The organism is Photorhabdus aegyptia (genome assembly GCF_000612035.1).
Taxonomy (GTDB): domain Bacteria; phylum Pseudomonadota; class Gammaproteobacteria; order Enterobacterales; family Enterobacteriaceae; genus Photorhabdus; species Photorhabdus akhurstii.
On the sequence record NZ_JFGV01000021.1, the window covers coordinates 17,978 to 38,467 of the forward strand.

The 20,490-nt window shown below is 40.0% G+C and carries 16 protein-coding genes and 1 pseudogene; 4 read left to right on the forward strand and 13 right to left on the reverse strand.

The features are described 5' to 3' along the window. The first annotated feature begins 219 nt into the window (after nt 1–219). Complete coding sequence (locus BA1DRAFT_RS08595) at nt 220–1,479, forward strand: pyridoxal-dependent decarboxylase, exosortase A system-associated (protein ID WP_051560719.1); 1,260 nt, start codon at nt 220–222, stop codon at nt 1,477–1,479. A 171-nt stretch (nt 1,480–1,650) separates the two neighbouring features. Here the strand turns inward: BA1DRAFT_RS08595 and BA1DRAFT_RS21890 are convergent. The 13 genes and pseudogenes from BA1DRAFT_RS21890 to BA1DRAFT_RS08650 all read right to left on the reverse strand — a co-directional run. Next, a pseudogene (locus BA1DRAFT_RS21890) lies at nt 1,651–1,806 on the reverse strand (IS1 family transposase); the annotation flags it as partial. 330 nt (nt 1,807–2,136) lie between these two features. Then, nucleotides 2,137–2,382: an AbrB/MazE/SpoVT family DNA-binding domain-containing protein gene (locus BA1DRAFT_RS08600; protein WP_036777980.1), complete on the reverse strand. Its 246-nt coding sequence runs from the start codon at nt 2,380–2,382 to the stop codon at nt 2,137–2,139. A gap of 239 nt (nt 2,383–2,621) precedes the next feature. After that, nucleotides 2,622–2,927: a hypothetical protein gene (locus BA1DRAFT_RS08605; protein ID WP_036777983.1), complete on the reverse strand. Its 306-nt coding sequence runs from the start codon at nt 2,925–2,927 to the stop codon at nt 2,622–2,624. Nucleotides 2,928–2,975: 48 nt separating this feature from the next. Further along, nucleotides 2,976–3,152, reverse strand: coding sequence for a hypothetical protein (locus BA1DRAFT_RS23520; RefSeq protein WP_160169997.1), 177 nt, complete (start codon nt 3,150–3,152; stop codon nt 2,976–2,978). A 923-nt stretch (nt 3,153–4,075) separates the two neighbouring features. Further along, complete coding sequence (gene cas6e / locus BA1DRAFT_RS08610; protein ID WP_036777985.1) at nt 4,076–4,750, reverse strand: type I-E CRISPR-associated protein Cas6/Cse3/CasE; 675 nt, start codon at nt 4,748–4,750, stop codon at nt 4,076–4,078. After that, complete coding sequence (gene cas5e / locus BA1DRAFT_RS08615; protein ID WP_036777987.1) at nt 4,737–5,483, reverse strand: type I-E CRISPR-associated protein Cas5/CasD; 747 nt, start codon at nt 5,481–5,483, stop codon at nt 4,737–4,739. Before cas5e ends, cas6e begins: the two co-directional genes overlap by 14 nt. A gap of 10 nt (nt 5,484–5,493) precedes the next feature. Continuing rightward, nucleotides 5,494–6,528, reverse strand: coding sequence for a type I-E CRISPR-associated protein Cas7/Cse4/CasC (cas7e, locus tag BA1DRAFT_RS08620; RefSeq protein ID WP_036777989.1), 1,035 nt, complete (start codon nt 6,526–6,528; stop codon nt 5,494–5,496). Nucleotides 6,529–6,548: 20 nt separating this feature from the next. Continuing rightward, the gene (gene casB / locus BA1DRAFT_RS08625; RefSeq protein ID WP_036777992.1) at nt 6,549–7,130 is read right to left on the reverse strand and encodes a type I-E CRISPR-associated protein Cse2/CasB; all 582 of its coding nucleotides are present in this window, start codon (nt 7,128–7,130) and stop codon (nt 6,549–6,551) included. Then, on the reverse strand, nt 7,130–8,734 hold the full coding sequence (gene casA / locus BA1DRAFT_RS08630; protein WP_036777994.1) for a type I-E CRISPR-associated protein Cse1/CasA: 1,605 nt from the start codon (nt 8,732–8,734) through the stop codon (nt 7,130–7,132). Before casA ends, casB begins: the two co-directional genes overlap by 1 nt. A gap of 14 nt (nt 8,735–8,748) precedes the next feature. Continuing rightward, entirely contained in the window at nt 8,749–11,466 is a 2,718-nt protein-coding gene (locus BA1DRAFT_RS08635; RefSeq protein WP_036777996.1) for a CRISPR-associated helicase/endonuclease Cas3, read from the reverse strand. Nucleotides 11,467–11,972: 506 nt separating this feature from the next. Further along, nucleotides 11,973–13,328 carry a Fic family protein gene (locus BA1DRAFT_RS08640; protein ID WP_036777998.1) on the reverse strand — a complete coding sequence of 452 codons (1,356 nt, stop codon included), beginning with the start codon at nt 13,326–13,328 and terminating at the stop codon, nt 11,973–11,975. A gap of 169 nt (nt 13,329–13,497) precedes the next feature. After that, the gene (locus BA1DRAFT_RS08645; RefSeq protein ID WP_036777999.1) at nt 13,498–14,049 is read right to left on the reverse strand and encodes a dihydrofolate reductase family protein; all 552 of its coding nucleotides are present in this window, start codon (nt 14,047–14,049) and stop codon (nt 13,498–13,500) included. A 346-nt stretch (nt 14,050–14,395) separates the two neighbouring features. Next, the gene (locus BA1DRAFT_RS08650) at nt 14,396–15,427 is read right to left on the reverse strand and encodes a hypothetical protein (RefSeq protein ID WP_036778001.1); all 1,032 of its coding nucleotides are present in this window, start codon (nt 15,425–15,427) and stop codon (nt 14,396–14,398) included. Between the two features lie 482 nt (nt 15,428–15,909). Between BA1DRAFT_RS08650 and BA1DRAFT_RS08655 the strand changes: the two genes are divergently transcribed. The 3 genes from BA1DRAFT_RS08655 (at nt 15,910) to BA1DRAFT_RS08665 (ending at nt 20,101) form a co-directional block, all read left to right on the forward strand. Continuing rightward, nucleotides 15,910–16,419 (forward strand): sigma-70 family RNA polymerase sigma factor, encoded by a 510-nt coding sequence (locus BA1DRAFT_RS08655; RefSeq protein WP_036778003.1) that lies wholly within the window; start codon nt 15,910–15,912, stop codon nt 16,417–16,419. Further along, complete coding sequence (locus tag BA1DRAFT_RS08660; protein WP_051560720.1) at nt 16,398–17,411, forward strand: FecR domain-containing protein; 1,014 nt, start codon at nt 16,398–16,400, stop codon at nt 17,409–17,411. The genes BA1DRAFT_RS08655 and BA1DRAFT_RS08660 overlap by 22 nt, the downstream gene beginning before the upstream one ends. Before the next feature lie 86 nt (nt 17,412–17,497). Beyond that, nucleotides 17,498–20,101 (forward strand): TonB-dependent receptor, encoded by a 2,604-nt coding sequence (locus BA1DRAFT_RS08665; protein WP_036778006.1) that lies wholly within the window; start codon nt 17,498–17,500, stop codon nt 20,099–20,101. Nucleotides 20,102–20,490: the final 389 nt, after the last annotated feature.

Below are 20,490 nucleotides of genomic sequence, written 5' to 3' on the forward strand. Positions count from 1 at the left end.
GGATGTAAAAGCTGTAGGCTATAGTTAACTATATATGGATATATCCTTTGTTTTTTAATCAAATAAATGTATTTTTATTTCTATGTAAATAAATGGTAGGGTATGATTTTAAAAATACCAGAAATTAACTCTACTGGCGGATTAGACTTATAAGAATTTTATAATTCTGTTGATGGATTATATATACTAATGCTATCTTTTTCTAATGTAAGGTAAATTATGAATATAGAAAATAGAATGACACAGAAAAGTTTATCGATGAAAATCACAGAAACATTTTCCATTAAAGACGATTGTCTGGAAATAGGAGGAATACCATTAACCCGACTGGAAAATCAAATAGGACAGACTCCTTTTTTTGCCTATTCTAGAAAACATATTGACCGGCAAGTGCGTCTATTACGTAAACATTTGCCTGAAAAAATTAGTATTCATTATGCAATTAAAGCAAACCCTTTTGTACCACTTATTCACCACTTATCCCAAAAAATTGAAGGGTTTGATGTTGCATCTGCGAATGAAATGGCATTGGCGCTAAATACAGGGATTTCTCCTGAAGATATTAGTTTTGCAGGGCCGGGTAAAACAGATGCAGAATTAAAAAGAGCAATTTCCGCACAGGTATTGTTAAATGTCGAGTCGTTAAATGAGTTACGGCGAATTCAAATATTGTCTGAAAAACTTGGTTTGTGTGCACGTGTTTCTTTACGTATAAACCCTGATTATAATCTTAACTCCTCTGGCATGAAGATGGGAGGTGGACCACGCCAATTTGGTATGGATGTAGTTTATGTAGCTGATGCACTGATGTTTATACGTGATTGTCCAAATTCCCTAGTTTTTGAAGGATTTCAAATTTACCCTGGCTCACAAAATTTACGTGCAGAGCATTTGATTGAAGCTCAAAATAAGGCTCTTGATTTAGTAATTGAATTATCATGTCTTGCTCCATCTCCAATACGTCGTTTTAATCTAGGAGGTGGCTTTGGAGTCCCTTACTTTCAGGGAGATACAGAGCTAAATATTGCTGAGGTGGGCAATGCGATGCACAAACTGGTAGAACGTGCAAAAAAATTCCTACCTGAAACGGAAATTATTTTGGAGCTAGGTCGTTATTTAGTTGCTTCATCTGGAATTTATGTGACTAAAATTGTTGAACGTAAGATCTCCCACGATATGGTTTTTTTAGTTACAGATGGTGGAATGAATCACCACCTATCTGCATCAGGAAATCTGGGGCAACTAATAAGAAGAAACTATCCTGTAATCATTGGTAACAAAATTAAAGGAGAGAAACGTGAAATAGTGAATATAGTTGGTCCACTCTGTACTCCACTAGATATTCTTGTTCATCAAGGAGATATGCCAGTAGCAATTCCGGGGGATTTAGTGGTAATTTTTCAATCTGGTGCTTATGGTTTAAGCGCAAGTCCGAATAATTTTCTAAGCCAAATAAATGCAGTAGAAGTATTAGTTTAATGGTACCAATACATTTTATTGGTTATTTTACGAACGTTGTTTTTAGATTTATTATGTGATTTTTGGGGGGAAACCCCCAAATTATATATTGGATATATTCCGTGATACTTTTCAATATATACCGAATGAACTTCAAAATGCTTGAACCGTTAGACATAAAAACATTTAAATTCAACAACATAATCGTTTTTCAAACATGCACTTTGAAGTATATTGAGTATATGCACCAATGAGTTTTCCATGTATTTCTATTGAGCGTGAATAACAGATTGTCCTTCTTGCCAATCTCTTGATATGTATTCGTAGATTGAAATTATACCGCTCTATGCATAGGTGAAAATTAGTCCCACAAAATGCGCTTTTCTGGAACTAATTTCTTTGGCATAACTCCCCGTCCCAAAGGTTTATTGAAAGCTGAGAGAGAAACAGCAATATAATCAATAACGTAATCAACAATACCAGCATCATGTCCCCGTAAAAACGGGGAACAAATTGTAACAAATGGTGATAATTCTGTTATTTAGCGGTTTATCCCCGTCAGTACAGGGAACACCAATCGCATCGCGTAATTAAGCGATCAGCCCTACCTGTAAGTCCCCCTCCGGATCAAAATCAAGCCAGATTAAATACCGCAATCAGGAATAAAACGAGAAACCATCAGAGTAATTCCTTACCAACTGGTGAGCCAAAATTTACCTTTTCATGAACGTTTTCTGGTGTGATACCGGCTAACAGTGCATCAAGAGAGTATTCTTTCGCTTTTACCGGAATAATGACAATGCGACCATCTTCGACTGCAATATTAACTGTATCATCAACGTTCAAGAACGCCGCTTTCATGATAGCTACAGGAAGTCGTACAGACGGACTATTACCCCATTTTTTTATTATTGAATAAGTCATTAATGCATCTCGATAATAATGATGATGTATATCCATTTGTATATACGCAAATGAGAAAACAGTTGCGTGTCAACTTTGTTGATACAATTATTTTTGTGTTCAAATTTTTTTATGAAATCTTAACCAAATGCCATTGTTCAGTTTAGAACCTCTTGATGATGCTCACTATCTACATAGACTTATGCGCATGTTTTATGGCATAGATGAGGTGTCTGATGAAAATACAAAGGGATTTAACTTTAATCTGTTTTTTTAGGCATTAACCCAAATAAAGGGTTATCAATAACAGGGATAACAGCAATATCGAATTTGTCTGGCTCCGGCAAAGAATCAATATCCATTAATGCGACAAATCGTGACATTGCTAAATAAGCTTCTTCAATATCATCGGCGTAAGCCACCCTCCCCAATTCATATTCATCCAGTATCACAAATCGGCGATTACGTGTGTTAAACAGTACATAACCAACCACATCTGGATCACTTTCAATTAACCCCAACGTCTCAAGTTTTTTCTGAAATTTTTTTAGTCGCTTTTTCTTCATTACAAATTTCCGTTAGTTATCCTGAGCCATTCTCTTACGTGCAAAAATTCAATAAGCCGTTGACCTTAATACCGAAAAAAGCACTGTCAAATCACCGAGCGAATACTGCCATCGATATGCCCGAACCGCAGATTTATCGTCGGCCTGAAAATTGCGGCCAAAGTGGCAGTGAATTGTTCTTTCCCCCGTAAAAACGGGGAGCATTTTTACTTCAACTATCATCATAAAACCTGAATCCGGTTTATCCCCATAAGTTCAGGGAACTCTGACTTTCTATGTCAATTACCTTTCCAGATGACGGTTGATCCCCGTAGATTACGGGGATCAAATTGTAACAAATAGCGATAGTTCTGTATTTAGCGGTTTATCCCCGTAGAAACGGGGAACAAATCTATCTCTGCCAGCTAAATACGCTAGCTGTTCGGTTTATCCCCGTCAATCACAGGGAACACGCTTCCAAACCTCAAAAATAACAGTATCAAGTCGGTTCACCCCCGTAGATACAAGGAACACCGCTTACTACCGACCGTATCACTGTTACTGTCCGGTTTATCCCCCCATAGAGGCAGGGAGCATCAGGAAAGCCAGTTATCAGCGTCATTTTCACACGGTTAATCCCCGTTAGACAATACAGGGAACACATTTTTAGATCTATAGTTATTTGGGGCGCTGCTAGGTCCATCCCCGTTAGTACAGGGAACATTTAGCGAAAATAGTAAAGCACCACTCATGCCGCGGTTTATCCCTACAAATGCAGGGAACACTTATATTCTCTCTTTGACGAGATATATCGAGTTTGGTTCACCCCGGTAACGGTCAGGAACATCCACTACACGATATCCTATCATTGATTATAACTGCTTATCCCATTAAACACAGGGAACATATTCTGCCTGGTTCAAATGTATACCAAAATTCAGGTTCATCCCCACAGATGTGAGGAACACGGTAATTATTTTATCCATATTTCCAAGAGTAGCGACTACCCCCTACTCTACAGAATGATATTAATTAGCAATATCACTTTTTACCATGCTTTTGAAATGTAACACAAACACTTAATAACCGCGAATGCGTCACCTTTAACATCAATATCCCGATACAACAAAGAATATTGCATTACGCGCTCCGACAAAAATAAATTTCCATTACACTGATCTGATTAACATCAATCCGCATCCCATCGCTTTAGCGCGACCAAAGCCTTTTGCATACTGTTCCAAATATAGCTCACCGTTAGTCACCGTCAGAAGTCCTTGGAAATCAACACTGGAAAATTGTATTTTCTGCCCATGCTTTTTTACACTTCGATGCTGGGTATAACCTTCAACATCCAGTAAATCGTCAAACTGAATACCCCATTGCTGCATACGACGGCTATTCAACAACCAATTACGGGCGGCATCATCCATCATGGCTTTTATTTTCCCCTGCCTTGTCTCACCTTTCTGCCTTGCCATAAACTTAGCATGCATCAAGACATCATGACGCCGACGTTTTCCAAAAGAGTCGGTAATACAGATTGTTGGATTAACGCGTAATTTGAAAGCTAAACGTTGCCCCGACTGCAATTGAGGATAAAACGCTTTCGTTTCCACCTCAAACAATGGTGACTGAGTTTGAGGTGATGTTTTAGATAAAACATAGAATACGGGGAGTCCCATTATTCCACTCTCTTCCCGAAATAGAAATTGACGTTTTTCGTCTGTTGAAAACAATTTCCATAACAATTGATGAGAAGTATAAACGCCATTCGCACCCAGTTTTGCTAATATATTTGCTGTTTGACTCGATTGCCGAAGCACAATTTTAGACAAATACATCAACACCCTCCTCGATAGAAAGTTGATACATAGTACGTTGCCGGAATTGCCAACGCGCCCGGTTAATCGGCTCATCCCAAGGATGGCTGATTAAGATATTTGAAGAGCTCATTTCATCTTTATTCCCCTCCCAAAAATAAGTCACAATCCCATTTGCCCCTAGCCATAACCTATCCTCTCTATCAGAATGAATCAGCGGTGGAAAAGGGATATCCAGCGCTGTTTTTAATGCTGATGACGTAATGAGTTTAGGGCAGAGAGGTAAAGCAAGCGGGCAAGATTTACGTCCAAGATGCAAGATAAATACGGGTTTAAGTAAAGCATCCCGTAATTGTTCAAGCGTAAAACCAGTGTGTTCAGTTAATGTAATCGCAACAATCCAAATACCATCACAACGATAATCGCGATTAGACAGAATGGTATTCAGTCTATCTGATCTTAATTCGCTTTTACGGTTCTGATGAACCACATTACTATTGTGAGTCGGCACCTGCGTCGTATGATAATCACGCATTAAAGAGCCAGGAACGGTCTGCTTAATTGCAATTAACACACTTTTTTGTAATTTTGCTAATTCAGACTCATCATCTCGTCGAATACCTAATGCTGCTCCTAATAACCCCAAAATCGCGGAGCGACCCGGATACAATTCCGTTGGCCTCTCCCCCCCAACCGCAGGTTGGCCCCAACTTGCCATCGGGCCATATAATCGGAAGACTAAATATGCTTTCATTCTGCCCCCATTACCGCACAACAAATTCAAGCAGCTCGGTTAAAGATCCTTCCCCTGTGAATGTGTTGAATTTATAGCGGGCATCGGCACAAGTACCGTAAACTTGATCAATATTGTGCATCTGGCTTTCTAAGGCATTAATTGCCGATGGCCCCTGGTCGCTGTCATTAATAGGTTTTAAAAATGCAACGGATAAAGAACGAGGTTGTTGTTCGCCTTTCTCAGCGAGAGCAAAACTGGCATAAGCACGAGAAGCAAAACTATTTTGTTTACCCGTAGGCGACACTTTCACAGCGGCTTCTGTTAATGCTTTAATCGCTTTATTAGCCAGGGTTTCATCGCCATCCAAATTTTTTATTAATTGCGTTTTATTAATGCAGATATAACTGTAAAACAGCGCGGCGGCAAAACCCAATTCGCCGATATGGGCTGACCCGGTATCTTCCTTACCATCATTTAAATCATCCACCGCCGTAAAATAATCATCTTCAATCACCACACTATGCACACTAATAGCATGAGCGACCTGACAAGATGCCTCGACGTTAAATGCCGGACTTGAAGCTAACATCCGACCAAACAAAGCAATATCCACCGCAGTTTGCTTAGTTTTTAATAAATGAAGTTCTTCGGCTGTCGGCGCCCGATTTTCTTTCGCCAACACCTCAATCAACGACATGACAGATCGTTGCTCTGCCGGGCTGATATGTGCCAATTGTTCAATTTCTAAAGCATCTTTTTTCGTTTTTCCAAAAACACCGGCAATCGTTGCAGCCAATGCCTTAGCGGATCTTTCTTTCACGCCAGCACTGACCAAAGCGTCAAATACCTTAATGCCAAATCGCTTAGTGCGAATACCAATATTCTCTGATAGCACCTGTTCAAATAATTCAGAAGTACGCCAGTGGCGTTTTAAGCTTTGAGAACTCACGCGTAAACGTTCAAAACCGCCCATTCTCGCTGTTTTAGGCCGGCCTAAATCATCACGATTCAGATTAGATGGCGCATAGGAAGTTAATAAGTGTAATTGAATAAACTGACTCATAATAATCATCCTAAACTCAATTAATGAAAATCCGATAAATCAACCGATTTACCACTAGCTGCACGGTAATAATCCATAACCCACTTCACCTTAATACGCTTATCCGCCTTACATGGCTGTAATTGTCCATATTCAGCGAACCACTCCTCAATATCCCGTGCTAGAGCCAAAACAGAAATATTGCCTTTGACTTTCTGTAAAATTTGACGTAATCGACGTAGTAATTCATTCGGTGTTTTAGCATTTTGTAATTGTGAGAATCTTAATTCACTGACAACCGGTTTATTTCCTCCTCCTTTCTTACCCGCCGCTACCGCCAATGTAATACCACTGTTGCTTTTAACATAAACTAATGCCGCCGCCATTGTGGCCCAATATTCTAATTTTGCCGGACTCTCTGATAAGCTAATTTCATCAGGCAAACTGAACCACAAATCCCGAAAACCTTCAGTCAACATGGCCATCTCAACGTTTTCACAGCGCTTTAACTGGGCTTTATAAGTAGAAGGCGCTGGAATAATACCTTTCTCTTTTAACTGCTTCGGTGACATAAACATACTTTGCCACCAACGCAATAATATGATTTCGGTCTTGCTGTCCATTACATTTCCTCTTTACCAGAGTGAATATGGTGATTAGTAATAAATGTGTTGATCTCTTTTAAAGCTCTCTGTCCATATAGCCCGATAATTAACTGTTGACGCGCTCTCATACGTTTTACCATTGAACGTTCATTACCCAATTCAGATAAAACAACATATTCATCGAATAAATTTCTACAGAGATGACGCAAGGTATTAAGCCAATGTTTAGCCTGCTCTGGTGTCAAAAAAGGTGAATCCGAACGTCTATTATTGATAAGTTGATACACCACAGAAAAAAACAGCGATTCACTTTGTTGCCAAAAATTCAGGTCAATAAAGGAAATGTCTCCTCTCACATCCGCGGGCTTTTCAAACCAAGCCGCTTTTATTTGATTCCGACATAGCCAAATCATATTGGTCGCCAATTTTTGCAGCTCTTTGACTTGATATAGAATCTTTTCCTGTTGTTCAGGTAAGACAAAAAACAACGGCACAGTGACAGAATACCAACAACGTGCTTTCATATTATCCATATCGTAGCCAAAGACCCACAGACGAGGCATGACTCTTCGCAGTTCAGCAAAATGACAACATAAAGAGTAAAAATGGCTGACGACCGGCGCGCAACGCTGCCCTCTCTCATGACTGGTAAAGACTAAAGCATCCCAAATTTTATACGTCACTCCTCCAGGTTGGCCTTTAATCGATAAATGTTGGGTTGGTTCTTTAAGATCCCATTTATAGGGCGTTAACGGATGGGTCCAATTACCGGAATAATTACCGCCATAGTTTTGTGTCCGATATTCAGAGACGGTGAATGCAGAATATTGACCTGAAATTTTGCAAATATTTTCACCCTTCTCCACCACCAGACGTATCCGTCTCGGCATCGCCCAATACATATGTAAGGGATGCACATCCTTAGCATAAATTTCTGTCCCTTCATTAACACTCACTTTTGTTGGCGCTAGCCAGGGAAAAACCTGAGCACTGGTTAAATCAGGTTCTGAATAATGCCATTCACTCCGACTAATGACGTTTAACCACAGTTTTTGCCATAATGTTGTATCCGTTTGTTGCGGCGTCATTAACGTGGTTAATGGCCCTCCGCCTCGTAATCCTACTCGATGCCCCACTCCTCCCGACGGCGCATTAATTTGTAAGGTAAACAGCGCCAAAGCCGCCATTTCAAGAGACATCACATCTCCGACGCCACGTTTAACAAAATGATCCGTATTAAGTTTTAAACCATTCGCTCCCGGCGCTTCAATTAATAATCCAGCTACAGTCGTTGATTTTGCTGTTTGCAGCGGATCAAAATCTTGCATAAAAAGTGGCCCTATACCGGTAACATTGAAAGCATGTGTCACTTTATTAAAAGCGTGTTGTAATACCTTTTTATCAGGTGGTGTTTCATATAAAGCATGCCATTGATATTTATCTTCCGGCGCAAAAACGGTTTGTAATAAACCAATAGCAAATTGGCAAGCCGCTCCTTGAAAATCAGCTCGTGGTAAAGCAAAGTCCATAACATCATGATCACATATCGCATTAATGGGCAGTACTTTTTCACTACCATCACGTAATCGAAAGGGCAACCACGGGTCCTGAACTAAGTTCATAACACCTCCTGCTTTTATCTTTCACAAAAGCCTATTGTTGAAGAATAAGTAAAATTTGGATCTCGCTCTGGCAACCAAGGCCGCAAATATCTAATTTGGTAATATCTCTGTTGCAAGGCATTGAGAGCGGGTATTAACTCTGTTGGAATTGGCGCTAATTTATTTGCATACTTATTTCTGGATAATTTAATCGTACTCAGCGACACTGAAAATTCGCCGGAATTTATCCAAGGCACCAGTTGTCCTGAATCGTTTTTTTTCAGTAATAACACCTCAACAGTTTCAATATCACTGTAGCGAGCATTAATATCGGAATCATCTTCATACCAACGATCAGCACTGCGATCACAATAACCATATAATTGCCACTGTAACCAAAAAGATTTAGCTTTAGCTGTCTGACTTCGCTCCTCGTCAATAAATTCATTCCCTTGGTGTTTTAACACTTCCGGCGCTTGCTCATAGGCATGACCATAAACCGCTTCAATTAATTGGCGAGTTTCCGTAGGCATACGTATAGCACCTAATTTTCTCAACACGCGCATGCTTAACCACAGACGGACAGGCGAGCGATAAACACATTGCGTGTTACGAAAATTATAGCTTAACCAATCTGATCCAGGTTGCTCCCGCCATTCAGGCGCGTGAACAAACAATATTGGCGCAGAGCGTGAATCTTTAATACCCCATCGATAGATACCATCGCTATCGCGGGTGTGGCGATGCAAACGCCCGGCTCGCTGAATAAGATCATCAATAGGACAGATATCTGAAATCATGACATCGGCATCAGTATCTAAACTCTCCTGAAATATTTGTGTGGCGATTAATGCTTTGCCCCGCCGCATTTCACCCTGACTATTTTTACCAAAAATAGTCATAACATGATTTTCAATCTCTTTCCGATGCTGCAAGATAAACTGGCTATGAAATAATAGACAGCGCTCAGGTTCAGTAAGCAAACTTTGCAGTGCCTGATAAGCTTCAATAGCATCATCAACGGTATTTCTTATCCAAACGACACATTGCCCTTGTACAATGGCGGCTAATACTTTTTCAACACAACTACTAAAGCTATTTAAGAAATCAACTTTCACTTCCCGGCTAACATCTTTTCGGCTTGATAACGGTTGTTCAATAACAGGCGATACAGCATTTAAACTTATTTTTGTTGCTAAAGGAAAATCCGTTTTTTGTAATAATTGAGAACTTAGTCCACCGGCATTCAGCCAAATATCCGTTAAACGTTGACGCTGTTTAAAGGTCAATGTTGCTGTCAATAAAATGGCTGAACCGCCCTGATAAAGATGCAGCGCTAATAAATTTTCCAGCAAATTAAACATAAATTCATCAGCAGCATGGACTTCATCAACGATGAGTACTTTACGATTAAGCCCAAATAATCTCAGTGATTGATAACGCCTTGGCAATACAGCCAATAAAGCCTGATCAATTGCTCCGATTCCAACAGGCGCCAACAGCGCCTGCTTACGTGGGTCCGCTAACCATTGATTACACTGCGCTGAAGAGGGAATATCTGTTTTACCATAGTTTCTATCTGGATGACCTAATGCCAAAACGGGTTCACGAAATTGATTATTCATCTCCCGCATACCGTGAGCTAAAACGATATTTGGTTTACTGTCATCTTCTATCGACAGCATTTGCTGATAATGTTTAGCAATTCGGCTAAATATTGCATTAGAAGATGCCATTGTAGGCAAACCAAAATAAAAACCATCAGCGGCTTTTGCCTGCATCAAACGATGTGTAAGCGCAAGCGCCGCTTCTGTTTTCCCTGCCCCGGTAACATCTTCCAAAATAAACAGTTGAGGAGAATGATCTACAGATATTGACTCGGCCCACTGTTGCAATGGTGTTGCGGCAAAACCATAACATTCCTGGATGGAAATAAACGGCTTAACTACCGGCTCCTTACCTAAATTGGCCGCCATAACCGCCTTTTTTGCCATTGCTTGAGCATGTTTCCAATAATCAGCTAATGGCATAGGCTCAGATTGATACGTAAAATAATGATTATCAGAACCAATCCAATCCGCCAATATTGCAATACCCGCAAACTGCCAACTCACTTGTTCCAGTCGCCGTCGCCACTCTTTGGATTGTAATTTTTCAATGGGAAACTCAGGTTGAAATAATTCAACCAAATGATGTGCAAAAAGTGTGGCAGCATTAAGGTTATGAGGTTCAGTAAAACGTTTAATCGCTTTATAGTTTGTTTTATCAATTGGCCGACCGTGATGCCCTAATACACAATCCATCAATACCATTAGGGTATCAAACATCTCTCGCTGTTCTCTTCGCTCGACACTTTCAATATTAACCAGTCTATTAAGTAATTCCGTTTTGATATTTTCCCAGAAATATAACCCCATACGATCATGGCAAAAATAACGGCCACCAGACTCTTTAGGGCAATCTGGTCGATGCAGACCCACTGCCAGACCGGGAAGTAATTTTTGAAAAGCAGATGCAAATTTACCAATATCGTGCAAAGCCAATATAAAAGAGAGCATGCTTTGTAGCTGCTGCGTAGATAACGCTAAAAAATTAGCGAGATCTCTAGTTAACGATCTTTCTAAAGAGAGTAACTGCATTCCCACCGCAGCAACATCCAAGCAATGGTAAGGAAGCAGATGATAATCTGCACTATCAACCTCTAAGACTCGCTTCGCCTTACCCCAGTATTGAAAATAAATCGGCATTTCCATCTAAAATCCTTACTTAAACATCTGTTTTACCTATTTTTAGAACATAATGCGAAAATTTAGATCAGAAAAATACTAGTTTCTGTTTTTTTAGGATAATTCTGTATAAAACCTCATTACCTAAAAAGACGAATTTTTGGCCCACTTCTAAGTAAAAAGCGACATCTTAGTGCAACGAACAGCTTAACCGGGTAGCCAACCTATATTTATCTGTTTGATAAATAAAGATAATTACATGTAAGCTGTACCTATTTTACCAAAGGTTCATTTACACTGATAACCCTGCGTATAGGATGTCAGGCCAAGGTGGAATGAAAATACTGACGGGTGTTTAGCGATGTCAATTACTATTATTTCGCAAATCGATTTTTAGTCCTAACCGCATAAATTTAAATCCCAATGCGGTAACGTAACGAAAGAGCTAATTAATAGCTTATCTAAGATAACCTCGTAATTAACCCGGAAATTTTTTATGGTTATGTAGCTATTCAATAGCATGAATACAAAGACTATCGGTGTTTTCCTTTCCATTTTTCAAATTGCGAAGGCCGGAGGCCATATCTTGCCAACACACCTTCATGCAATCGCCGTAGCTCTTCAATAACCAATGCCTTTAATGTGTCATGCTCAGATTGACTTAATTCATCGGAAATTAATTTATCTATAACGTCAATTGAATCCATCTCTGGCGCGGCAACTACCCGATAAACAATCTGCTTAATCACATTTCGATATTGTAATCTTAGCGGATCTGGTGCGGTGATTCCCTGCGTGACAGCCAAATATTCTTGGGCAGAACGCTCATAAGCCCACAAATAAAGATCCCTTAGTAATTCAACTCGGGTCATTTCATAAATACCAAGCATTGCGCGGCTATATGCCTCTTCCGGTACATCGACAAAAGTTAACGGACATAGATTTGCACGAATCAACGGCAAATTAGCTGCCAGGCGGGAAGTTCGCTTATTTACATCAGCAAAAGGCTGTAAATATGGCAAATGGACCATCATAAAAAAGGATTGCTCAAACGGATCTGATATAGCTCGTGCTTTCCCAAGCAACGAATCCAAAATTTCACTGATATGGGCTTCACCCGCTAACGGTCTGAAAACACTTTTTCCTATTTCAACTTGATGTTGACGGATACGTCCTTCATAGACAGGATTAGATAATAAATTTTCAGATAATGTACTGTGTAAATTGAGAACGGTATACCGATTAAAATCAAGTTCCTCAATACCATCGACAAGTAATTCAATAGCGGCTTTATGGTTTAGGATCATTTGGGTTTCAATAGCATTTTTTCCTACCGCAACTTTTCCATATTCAATCAACTTCACCGTATCCAATCGACTGTAAGTATTTCCTTCCAAATAACTTGAAGCCCACGATAAATCAATGAGCAAACGATCCAAGATAGCTCTACCATAGGTTCCTGCTGGCTGTGAGATTTGTTTCGTATCTCCAATTCGCCAAAGCTGATTACGAATTGGAACCGACAAATAATAAGTGACATTCGGCTCATATGATTCCAGAAACTCTCGCTGATAACCGACAGGCGTCTTCGCTTTGAGAGGTTGATCAATATAACGAAGAATATCCTTACTATCCTCAGACAGTGGAATATAGCTCGGGAAATTATCCGATCTATCCGCTACCGAATATGATGTTTCCCCGGTAGCGATAGCATAGCGGCGACTTCGACCTTCACCCAATATCTGTACTTTCTTATCTTCAACAAGTCGCCCCAACCAACGTTGAACAGTTCTTCTAGGAACGGAGGGATACTCCGCCAATAAATCCGAAACGGACATAGGTTGTGATGCAACACACAAAGTTTCATAAATATCGGTCATTGAACTCATAGCGAACAACAGCTCCCAGTAAGAATACTGGCGCGATTATGGCGCAATTCAGATAATCGCGCCACTTTCGTGCCAACAATATGGCGCGATTAATGTGGGCAATATATCTGACTGTAGCGTTGAGCCTGTTTAGCTGAAAACAAGATAGATGAACATGACAGCAACAATCTTATTTACGGGGTAGGATTACATCAACATCCAGCAAGCTTTCAATAGCGCCGCTACGTAAAAAACGTTGAGTCTTAGACGTGACATGTACTTTTTCACTCACAGGAAGAACCTCAACGCCCGCGCCTAAAAATACCGGAATCGTGGTTAAGAATATTTGCTGTAATTCACCGGCCTCAGCAAAATACGCAGCGGTTTTACCTCCCCCGACTAACCAGACATCTTTATCATTAGCCACTTCCTTCGCCCTGGCAGCAATAGCTCTTACTGTTTCATTGGTTATAGTGATATTCAACCCTTCAGGCGTTGACAGCGCCCTATGAGAAAGAACAAAGGCGGGAACATTTTTGTATGGCCAATCACCCGGTGAGTTTGCCATTATCCATTCGTATGTTTTTGCTCCCATAATCACTGCGCCAATACCTCGATAAAAATCATCATAAGGTGTTGCATCATCCCCAAGCACAAACTCATATAACCAATCCAGGCCATTGTTTTTATCAGCAATATAACCATCCATTGTCGCAGCGACGTAATAAATTAATTTCGGCATTATTACCTTCCTATTAAACACGATGTTAAAACGCTATACGCCCGGATTGATGATAGTTGAAATATTTTCAAATTTCCGGCAAAAGATAACGCAGATTTACTCACATTACTTCATATTTTCGCCAATACAATACATGAAAAAGTAAAACACTAAAACATTGCTTCCATAATGCTAAAACGTAAATTATATCATTCAATGTCACTTGGTCACAGATATGCAAAACCCAATAAATTAAAAATAAAAAGTAAAATAAACAACTTAGCCAATAAAATAAGACCAGATACAAAAATATAATATCCATTGTCACTTTAACATTTGATGATGAAATATAGCTCATCCACAAAAACTAACTTTCATCATCTATAATATTGTTATAGAAGCGATATTCAGGAACTTTAGCCTCATTAATCATGCCAATTCTTACTGGCAAATGACCATACGAATGACATAATAATTTTATATAATTCCAATATTCCCGTTCTGTTTCTATATGCTCTATCAGTGGATCAAAAGCACCATCATAAAATTCAACATTTAATTCCCTATCATCATTACCTCCATTAATATTTCTACTATTACTTTCTTGTTGATTAATATGCTCTTTATTATCCTTTTCGTCATTCATATTTCCGCGATCTATAATTTCTAACATCTCTTTTATCATCTCTAAACTATGGCAAGCTGTCTGCGGTGAATTATAAAACAAGCCATCATTAAAAATAGCTTCCATTAATTCATGAAACGCGAATGAGGTTGTTCCCTGTATATATTTGATATTTCTATTATCATATATACCAAAACATTTATCATTCAAAATATCCGTATTATTATCATCATAACCAATTAATATTTGCCTGTCACTGGCAATGACTGGAATATTTTTAATCTCATGGATATATTCACTGATACTGTAATGCTCTTTATCTCCTTTTCTATAACCCGATGCCATACAAACTGATTCAATATTAAAATATTTTGTCGGCGTATGTTCACGATTAAAATATTCAGACAGTTTTTCATTATCTTTCATATCTTTTCGCTGATATACCCGATGAACCGATGTGATTCTCTGAATACTGATCCAATCAAATATCAGCTCTTCTTGTGAGGGTTTTCTAATCTCTGCAATATAAGCGGCAATATCAATTTCCAACCAAGCGCTCAACATAGCCTGCCACGGTTCTATCGCGAGAAATATATTTGATATTGTCACTCCTTTTTCTATGATGACTTTATTTCTGAAATATTTCAGGAAAAAGAACGGATCATTTTTCCCTAGCTGTTCCTGAACTGATAACATCGGTACAGCTATTGCCATATCGTAATCTGAGCGAAATCTCAGAATCGAATCAACACAAATAATTAAAGTACCTTCCATCTTATCCCTCGTTCATTTAAGCTTTTCATATATTAACTACTGTAATTCTTATATATACAACCCTCTATTATAGTCATATATCTGGATTTTGCTATTTTTGAACGTCAGATTTATTATTCCAACCACCTACATTACATCAATATTAAAAGATAGTTACATGATATATTAGGCACACATCAATAAACACGACACCATATTAATTTACCCTAAACATAAAATTATTAAAACTTTCCCTTGGTGAAAATATTTTTAATATTAAATTCAACCAGAAATTATTTAAATTCTCGATCCCTGTTTAAGGCTCTTATAATTTCCCCCTGTCAATAACGAACAAAACTACAAATTAATTCATTAACTTGCTTTATAGTAAATAAAAATGTATTTGATCAGCCACTTCGCACCCATTATTCATTGGTAACGGAAAGCAATTACCTGTAACATACCAGAATGATAATGATTTGCATTTACATTGATAGCTTGACATGAAAATGACCGTTAATGTTTCAGACACTCAACAGATCCAGTGCATGTACATCCACAATCATGATTGGCTATTTCGTTGGCTTAAGCATCGTCTTAACTGTGATGAAACTGCCGCAGACCTGACCCAAGATACTTTTGTTAAATTACTTCGTGCACCTTTACCACAGCAACTTAATGAACCCCGTGCCTACATCGTCACCATTGCCAAAGGGTTGATGGTTAACTGGTACCGCCGCCGCTCACTTGAACAATCTTATCTGGATTTACTCGTCAGTCTGCCTGAACCGCTTATTCCCGCACCAGAGCAAAAACTTATCATCCTCGAAACGCTTCAGGAAATTGATATCATGCTGAATCAACTCCCCACGCCAGTGCAAACTGTCTTTTTACTTTCCCAGATAGAAGGAATGAAGTATGAAGATATTGCAAATCAGATGAATATTTCGCTGTCCACAGTAAAACGTTATATGAAACAAGGCTTTTATCAATGCCTGATAGCAATGGCATAAGAGGGATTGGTTTGACTTTCACTGATAAATCTTCTTCATCAAGTACACCTTCTGAAACGATACTTGCCGAAGCCGCAGAATGGCTGACCATTTTGCATGATAGCCACGCCAGCGAAGCTGATCGAAATGCCTGTGCTGCCTGGTGCGCACAAAGTCCAGAACATGCTCAAGCCTGGGAACGGGCGCAATGTCTGTTAGCACGGCTACACCATCTACCACCACATATCGCCTCACCGCTGTTAAACAACAAACAGACCTTCTCCCGTCGGGAAGCCATCAGAAAGCTTACACTCATGTTGTTAATACCGGCTGGCGCATCATCACTCTTCTGGCAATCTGATCAATTTCAGCTTCTCACTGGCGATTATCACACTGCAACCGGGCAAATTCAGCGCTGGTTATTACCGGATAACAGTCAACTCACTTTAAATACTCAAAGCTCGACAGATGTTCATTATGACGATACCCAACGGCTTATTGGTTTAAAGCTAGGGGAAATCTATATTGAAACTCATAAAGATAGCCGCTATCCGGCTCGCCCATTTCAGGTACAAACTCAACAAGGCGTTATTGTGGCATTGGGCACAAAATTCAGCGTTCGCCAACAAGCCTCACATACTCAGGTGGAAATAATAGAAGGAGCGGTTCGCATTACGCCAGATAACGGTTTGCCGCACATACTGCATGCTGGAGAGGCAACCCATTTCACTCAATTCGCCGTTGCCCCACAACATCCCCGTTCAACCGCATCTCTAAGCTGGCTACAGGGCATGATGGTAGCTGATAACTTGCCGCTGGCAACGGTGGTTACTGAACTGAATCGCTATCGTTCCGGTGTCATCCGTTGTGATGATAAAGTGGCGAATTTGCGGGTTTCTGGTGCTTTTCCCATACGGGATACGGATCTGGCGCTGCATATGCTATTACAAACTTATCCGCTCTCAATGTACAGCCTGACCCGCTATTGGATTACCCTCTATTCATCCAGTTAATAAAAATAATCATTTTTACTGACACTTTTTTCAATCTCATACGGCATAGAAATAAAAGAAGTTTAAAAAGTTATGGAGAACTTACTATGCCATATCAAAAAATTACTATGCCATATCATATTGACTGCCGAGATTCACAACCACATTGGCAGAAAAAGTCTTTAGTCGCACTGTTATTATCATTAATACTGCTGCCGGCACGTTCCCTTTACGCTACCACACCAGCAGATACTCTCTATTCCGTTCATATTCCACCAGGTTCATTAGGCAATTCGTTGTCCCACTTTGCGGCGCAAACCGGTACCGCGCTCTCTTTCGATCCGAATTTAACCAACGGGCTAACTGCACCTTCATTAAACGGCAGTTTTACTGCTCATCAAGGTTTAGTACAACTGCTCACAGGCAGTCATTTACAACTGTCCCAACGTACCGATGGCAGTTATACGTTGGTAAAAACGACAAAGAAGATGACCAACAAAGGTGTAATCGTACTAAGTCCTCTTACGGTAGCAGGAAATCGTGGATATTCAGGTAATGAACCATTGCGGTTCGGCAGTACCACCATCAAAGGCAAAGATATCGAAAAATTCGGCGTGATCCACCCCGTTGATATTTTTAAAACCACACCGGGGGTATTATCCGGCGAAGCACGCAGTTCAGGCAGCCTGGATGTGAATATCCGGGGCTTGCAAGGACAAGGCCGAGTCTTAACTATCGTTGACGGCGCGTCTAACCAAACCGCGCTATACCGAGGTTATCAAGGTGTCTCCAACCGTTCCTTTATTGATCCCGATTTCATTGGCCGGGTAGATATTAGTAAAGGCCCGACAGGAAAAGGCGGCATGGGAGCTATTGGGGGAACGGTGGAGATAAAAACCATTGAAGCCAGTGATATCCTCCTTGACGGACAAAAGGTAGGACTGCGCCTGAAAGGAAGTCTGTTGAACAACCATTCCAATCCTGACGATTATCAACGCAATGACTGGCCTTCCCCATCAAAAACCTCTCTTTTCGACGCTAAGAATCGCACCGGGAGTATTGTTTTCGCGATGGCCGAACCCTCCTATGAATTGCTGTTTGGTGTTTCTCAGCGCAAGCGGGGCAATTATCACTCTGGCAAACACGGACCGGGCGCTAAGGAACGTGGGATGCCAGGCTATTTATGTGAAAGTGATCCACAAGATTGCCACATTCCACAATTCAGTGAACAAATGGCCGGTTATTCGCTGTACGCAATGGGAGATGCCGTGCCTAACACCTCCGAAGATAGCCAGTCATTACTGGGTAAAGGAAAAGTTCGTTTTGGCGATGGTCATGAAATCTCCGCTATTATTAGCCATTACCAAAATCTCTACGGAGAATCCTATGTCGCGGATATGGCAAACCTGAGCCAAACATTTATGATCTTGGAACAGGGGCCACTGACACGGCTCAACATGAACAGGCACAGCCTCAACTATAAATGGGAGCCTGCATCAAATCCCTGGATTAATTTGGATATCGGAATATGGCAAACACGGGTTAATGATCGCCCTCGAACCGCAAATAATACCCTCGGTGATAAAAAATTCATGCGCACAGTAGGGGTGAATTTGAGTAACACCTCATTATTTGAACTCTCAATGCAAGATATTGAGTTGAACTACGGCGCCAGCTTTATTCGTGAACGTACTGGCCCCAGCGCAGGTAAATGGGAATATGCCGTTAATCGGGAAGGAGAGCGTAAAGAAGGCCGTTTTTTCCTGAGCGGGAATTATATGCTTGCCGACCGTCTGACCCTAATGGGCGGGTGGGATTTTAAGTCCTATCAGATCGAAGATTACAGTCCAGCTCGTCCGGGTAGCTCTTGGTTACCACAGCTCACCTCTGGGAACGTAAACAATAAGCGAGACCATGCTCACGGCTATTGGGTAGGCACTAAGCTTGAACTTAATCATGAAACAGCACTGCATGCTAAATATGCCTATGCCCCACGTTTTCCATCAATGGTTGAAGGTATTCGCGGCTATATGATGAGTGTTGACGATCATATAAAACCTGAAATTTCAAAAAATATCGAAGTCGGACTAACATCACGCTTCCAGAATATCATTGCTCAAAATGATAGCTTCGATATCAAAATGTCCTACTTTGATAACCGGGTAAAAGACTATATTAGCCGAGCATGGATGGATGATTACTGGAGTATGTACATCAGTAATATTAAAGAAGCAAAATTTGCCGGATTGGAATTGGCGAGTGTTTACCATAGTGATCACTTTGATGCCCGTTTATCGATGAATTACTATACAAAAGTCAAATTCTGTACGGAAAATGACGGGTGTGCTGCACGTAGTCTCCCTTCGGATTATGCAACTAATCACATTCCGCCTAAATATGCGGTATCACTCGATCTGACACAGCGATTCTTAAATGACAAGGTATCTGCCAACGCCAGAATTTCCCATTATGGACAACGATCTGTGCCAGCAGGAAAACCAGGACGCGGTTCTGCTCCTCTGTTGGCGCCCATTATTTGGCGGCCTGCAACTGTAGCCGATATCTCTCTGACTGCCCGTATAAATAAGCATGTCGAATTTGAGTTTGGTGTGGATAATGTATTCGACAAATATTATATCCAGCCTCTTAGCCTCGGTTATATCCCTTCACCGGGAAGAACGTTTCGTGCCGGGATCACAACTTATTTTTAAATTCATTCGTTAAACTGGTGGCATATCCATGATATGCCACTTTCTGGCAAAAGAATGTCATTAAGAGTGAAAACAGTATATCAATATAAAATCTCAGCACTGGTTTAAATTTTTATATAAATATAATGTACCACCAGATATTTCCAACAAAATCAAAACGACCGAAAAGCACATTTAAAATATAAGCAAAATGAAACTTTAAAATAATGAAATAGTTTACATGTAATTAATTGTTTTTAAATGATTGTACGTAAAAATATATATCAGTCTATAGAGATTTATAATATACAATCATATCTTATCGATAACTTAATTGTCATAAGTTAATTTCAAATAAAACATTAGTCATTATTTTTTAAGAAAAATAAGAACACAAATGAAAAGATTAA

Bases quoted from the DNA above. Each gene is read 5' to 3' on its own strand.
- BA1DRAFT_RS08660 (WP_051560720.1), top strand. From the start codon at position 16,398: ATGCCTGATAGCAATGGCATAAGAGGGATTGGTTTGACTTTCACTGAT.
- BA1DRAFT_RS08640 (WP_036777998.1), bottom strand. From the start codon at position 13,328: ATGAGTTCAATGACCGATATTTATGAAACTTTGTGTGTTGCATCACAA.
- cas6e (WP_036777985.1), bottom strand. From the start codon at position 4,750: ATGTATTTGTCTAAAATTGTGCTTCGGCAATCGAGTCAAACAGCAAAT.
- BA1DRAFT_RS23520 (WP_160169997.1), bottom strand. From the start codon at position 3,152: ATGATGATAGTTGAAGTAAAAATGCTCCCCGTTTTTACGGGGGAAAGA.
- cas5e (WP_036777987.1), bottom strand. From the start codon at position 5,483: ATGAAAGCATATTTAGTCTTCCGATTATATGGCCCGATGGCAAGTTGG.
- casB (WP_036777992.1), bottom strand. From the start codon at position 7,130: ATGGACAGCAAGACCGAAATCATATTATTGCGTTGGTGGCAAAGTATG.
- casA (WP_036777994.1), bottom strand. From the start codon at position 8,734: ATGAACTTAGTTCAGGACCCGTGGTTGCCCTTTCGATTACGTGATGGT.
- BA1DRAFT_RS08595 (WP_051560719.1), top strand. From the start codon at position 220: ATGAATATAGAAAATAGAATGACACAGAAAAGTTTATCGATGAAAATC.
- BA1DRAFT_RS08650 (WP_036778001.1), bottom strand. From the start codon at position 15,427: ATGGAAGGTACTTTAATTATTTGTGTTGATTCGATTCTGAGATTTCGC.
- BA1DRAFT_RS08635 (WP_036777996.1), bottom strand. From the start codon at position 11,466: ATGGAAATGCCGATTTATTTTCAATACTGGGGTAAGGCGAAGCGAGTC.
- cas7e (WP_036777989.1), bottom strand. From the start codon at position 6,528: ATGAGTCAGTTTATTCAATTACACTTATTAACTTCCTATGCGCCATCT.
- BA1DRAFT_RS08645 (WP_036777999.1), bottom strand. From the start codon at position 14,049: ATGCCGAAATTAATTTATTACGTCGCTGCGACAATGGATGGTTATATT.
- BA1DRAFT_RS08605 (WP_036777983.1), bottom strand. From the start codon at position 2,927: ATGAAGAAAAAGCGACTAAAAAAATTTCAGAAAAAACTTGAGACGTTG.
- BA1DRAFT_RS08600 (WP_036777980.1), bottom strand. From the start codon at position 2,382: ATGACTTATTCAATAATAAAAAAATGGGGTAATAGTCCGTCTGTACGA.
- BA1DRAFT_RS08665 (WP_036778006.1), top strand. From the start codon at position 17,498: ATGCCATATCAAAAAATTACTATGCCATATCATATTGACTGCCGAGAT.
- BA1DRAFT_RS08655 (WP_036778003.1), top strand. From the start codon at position 15,910: ATGAAAATGACCGTTAATGTTTCAGACACTCAACAGATCCAGTGCATG.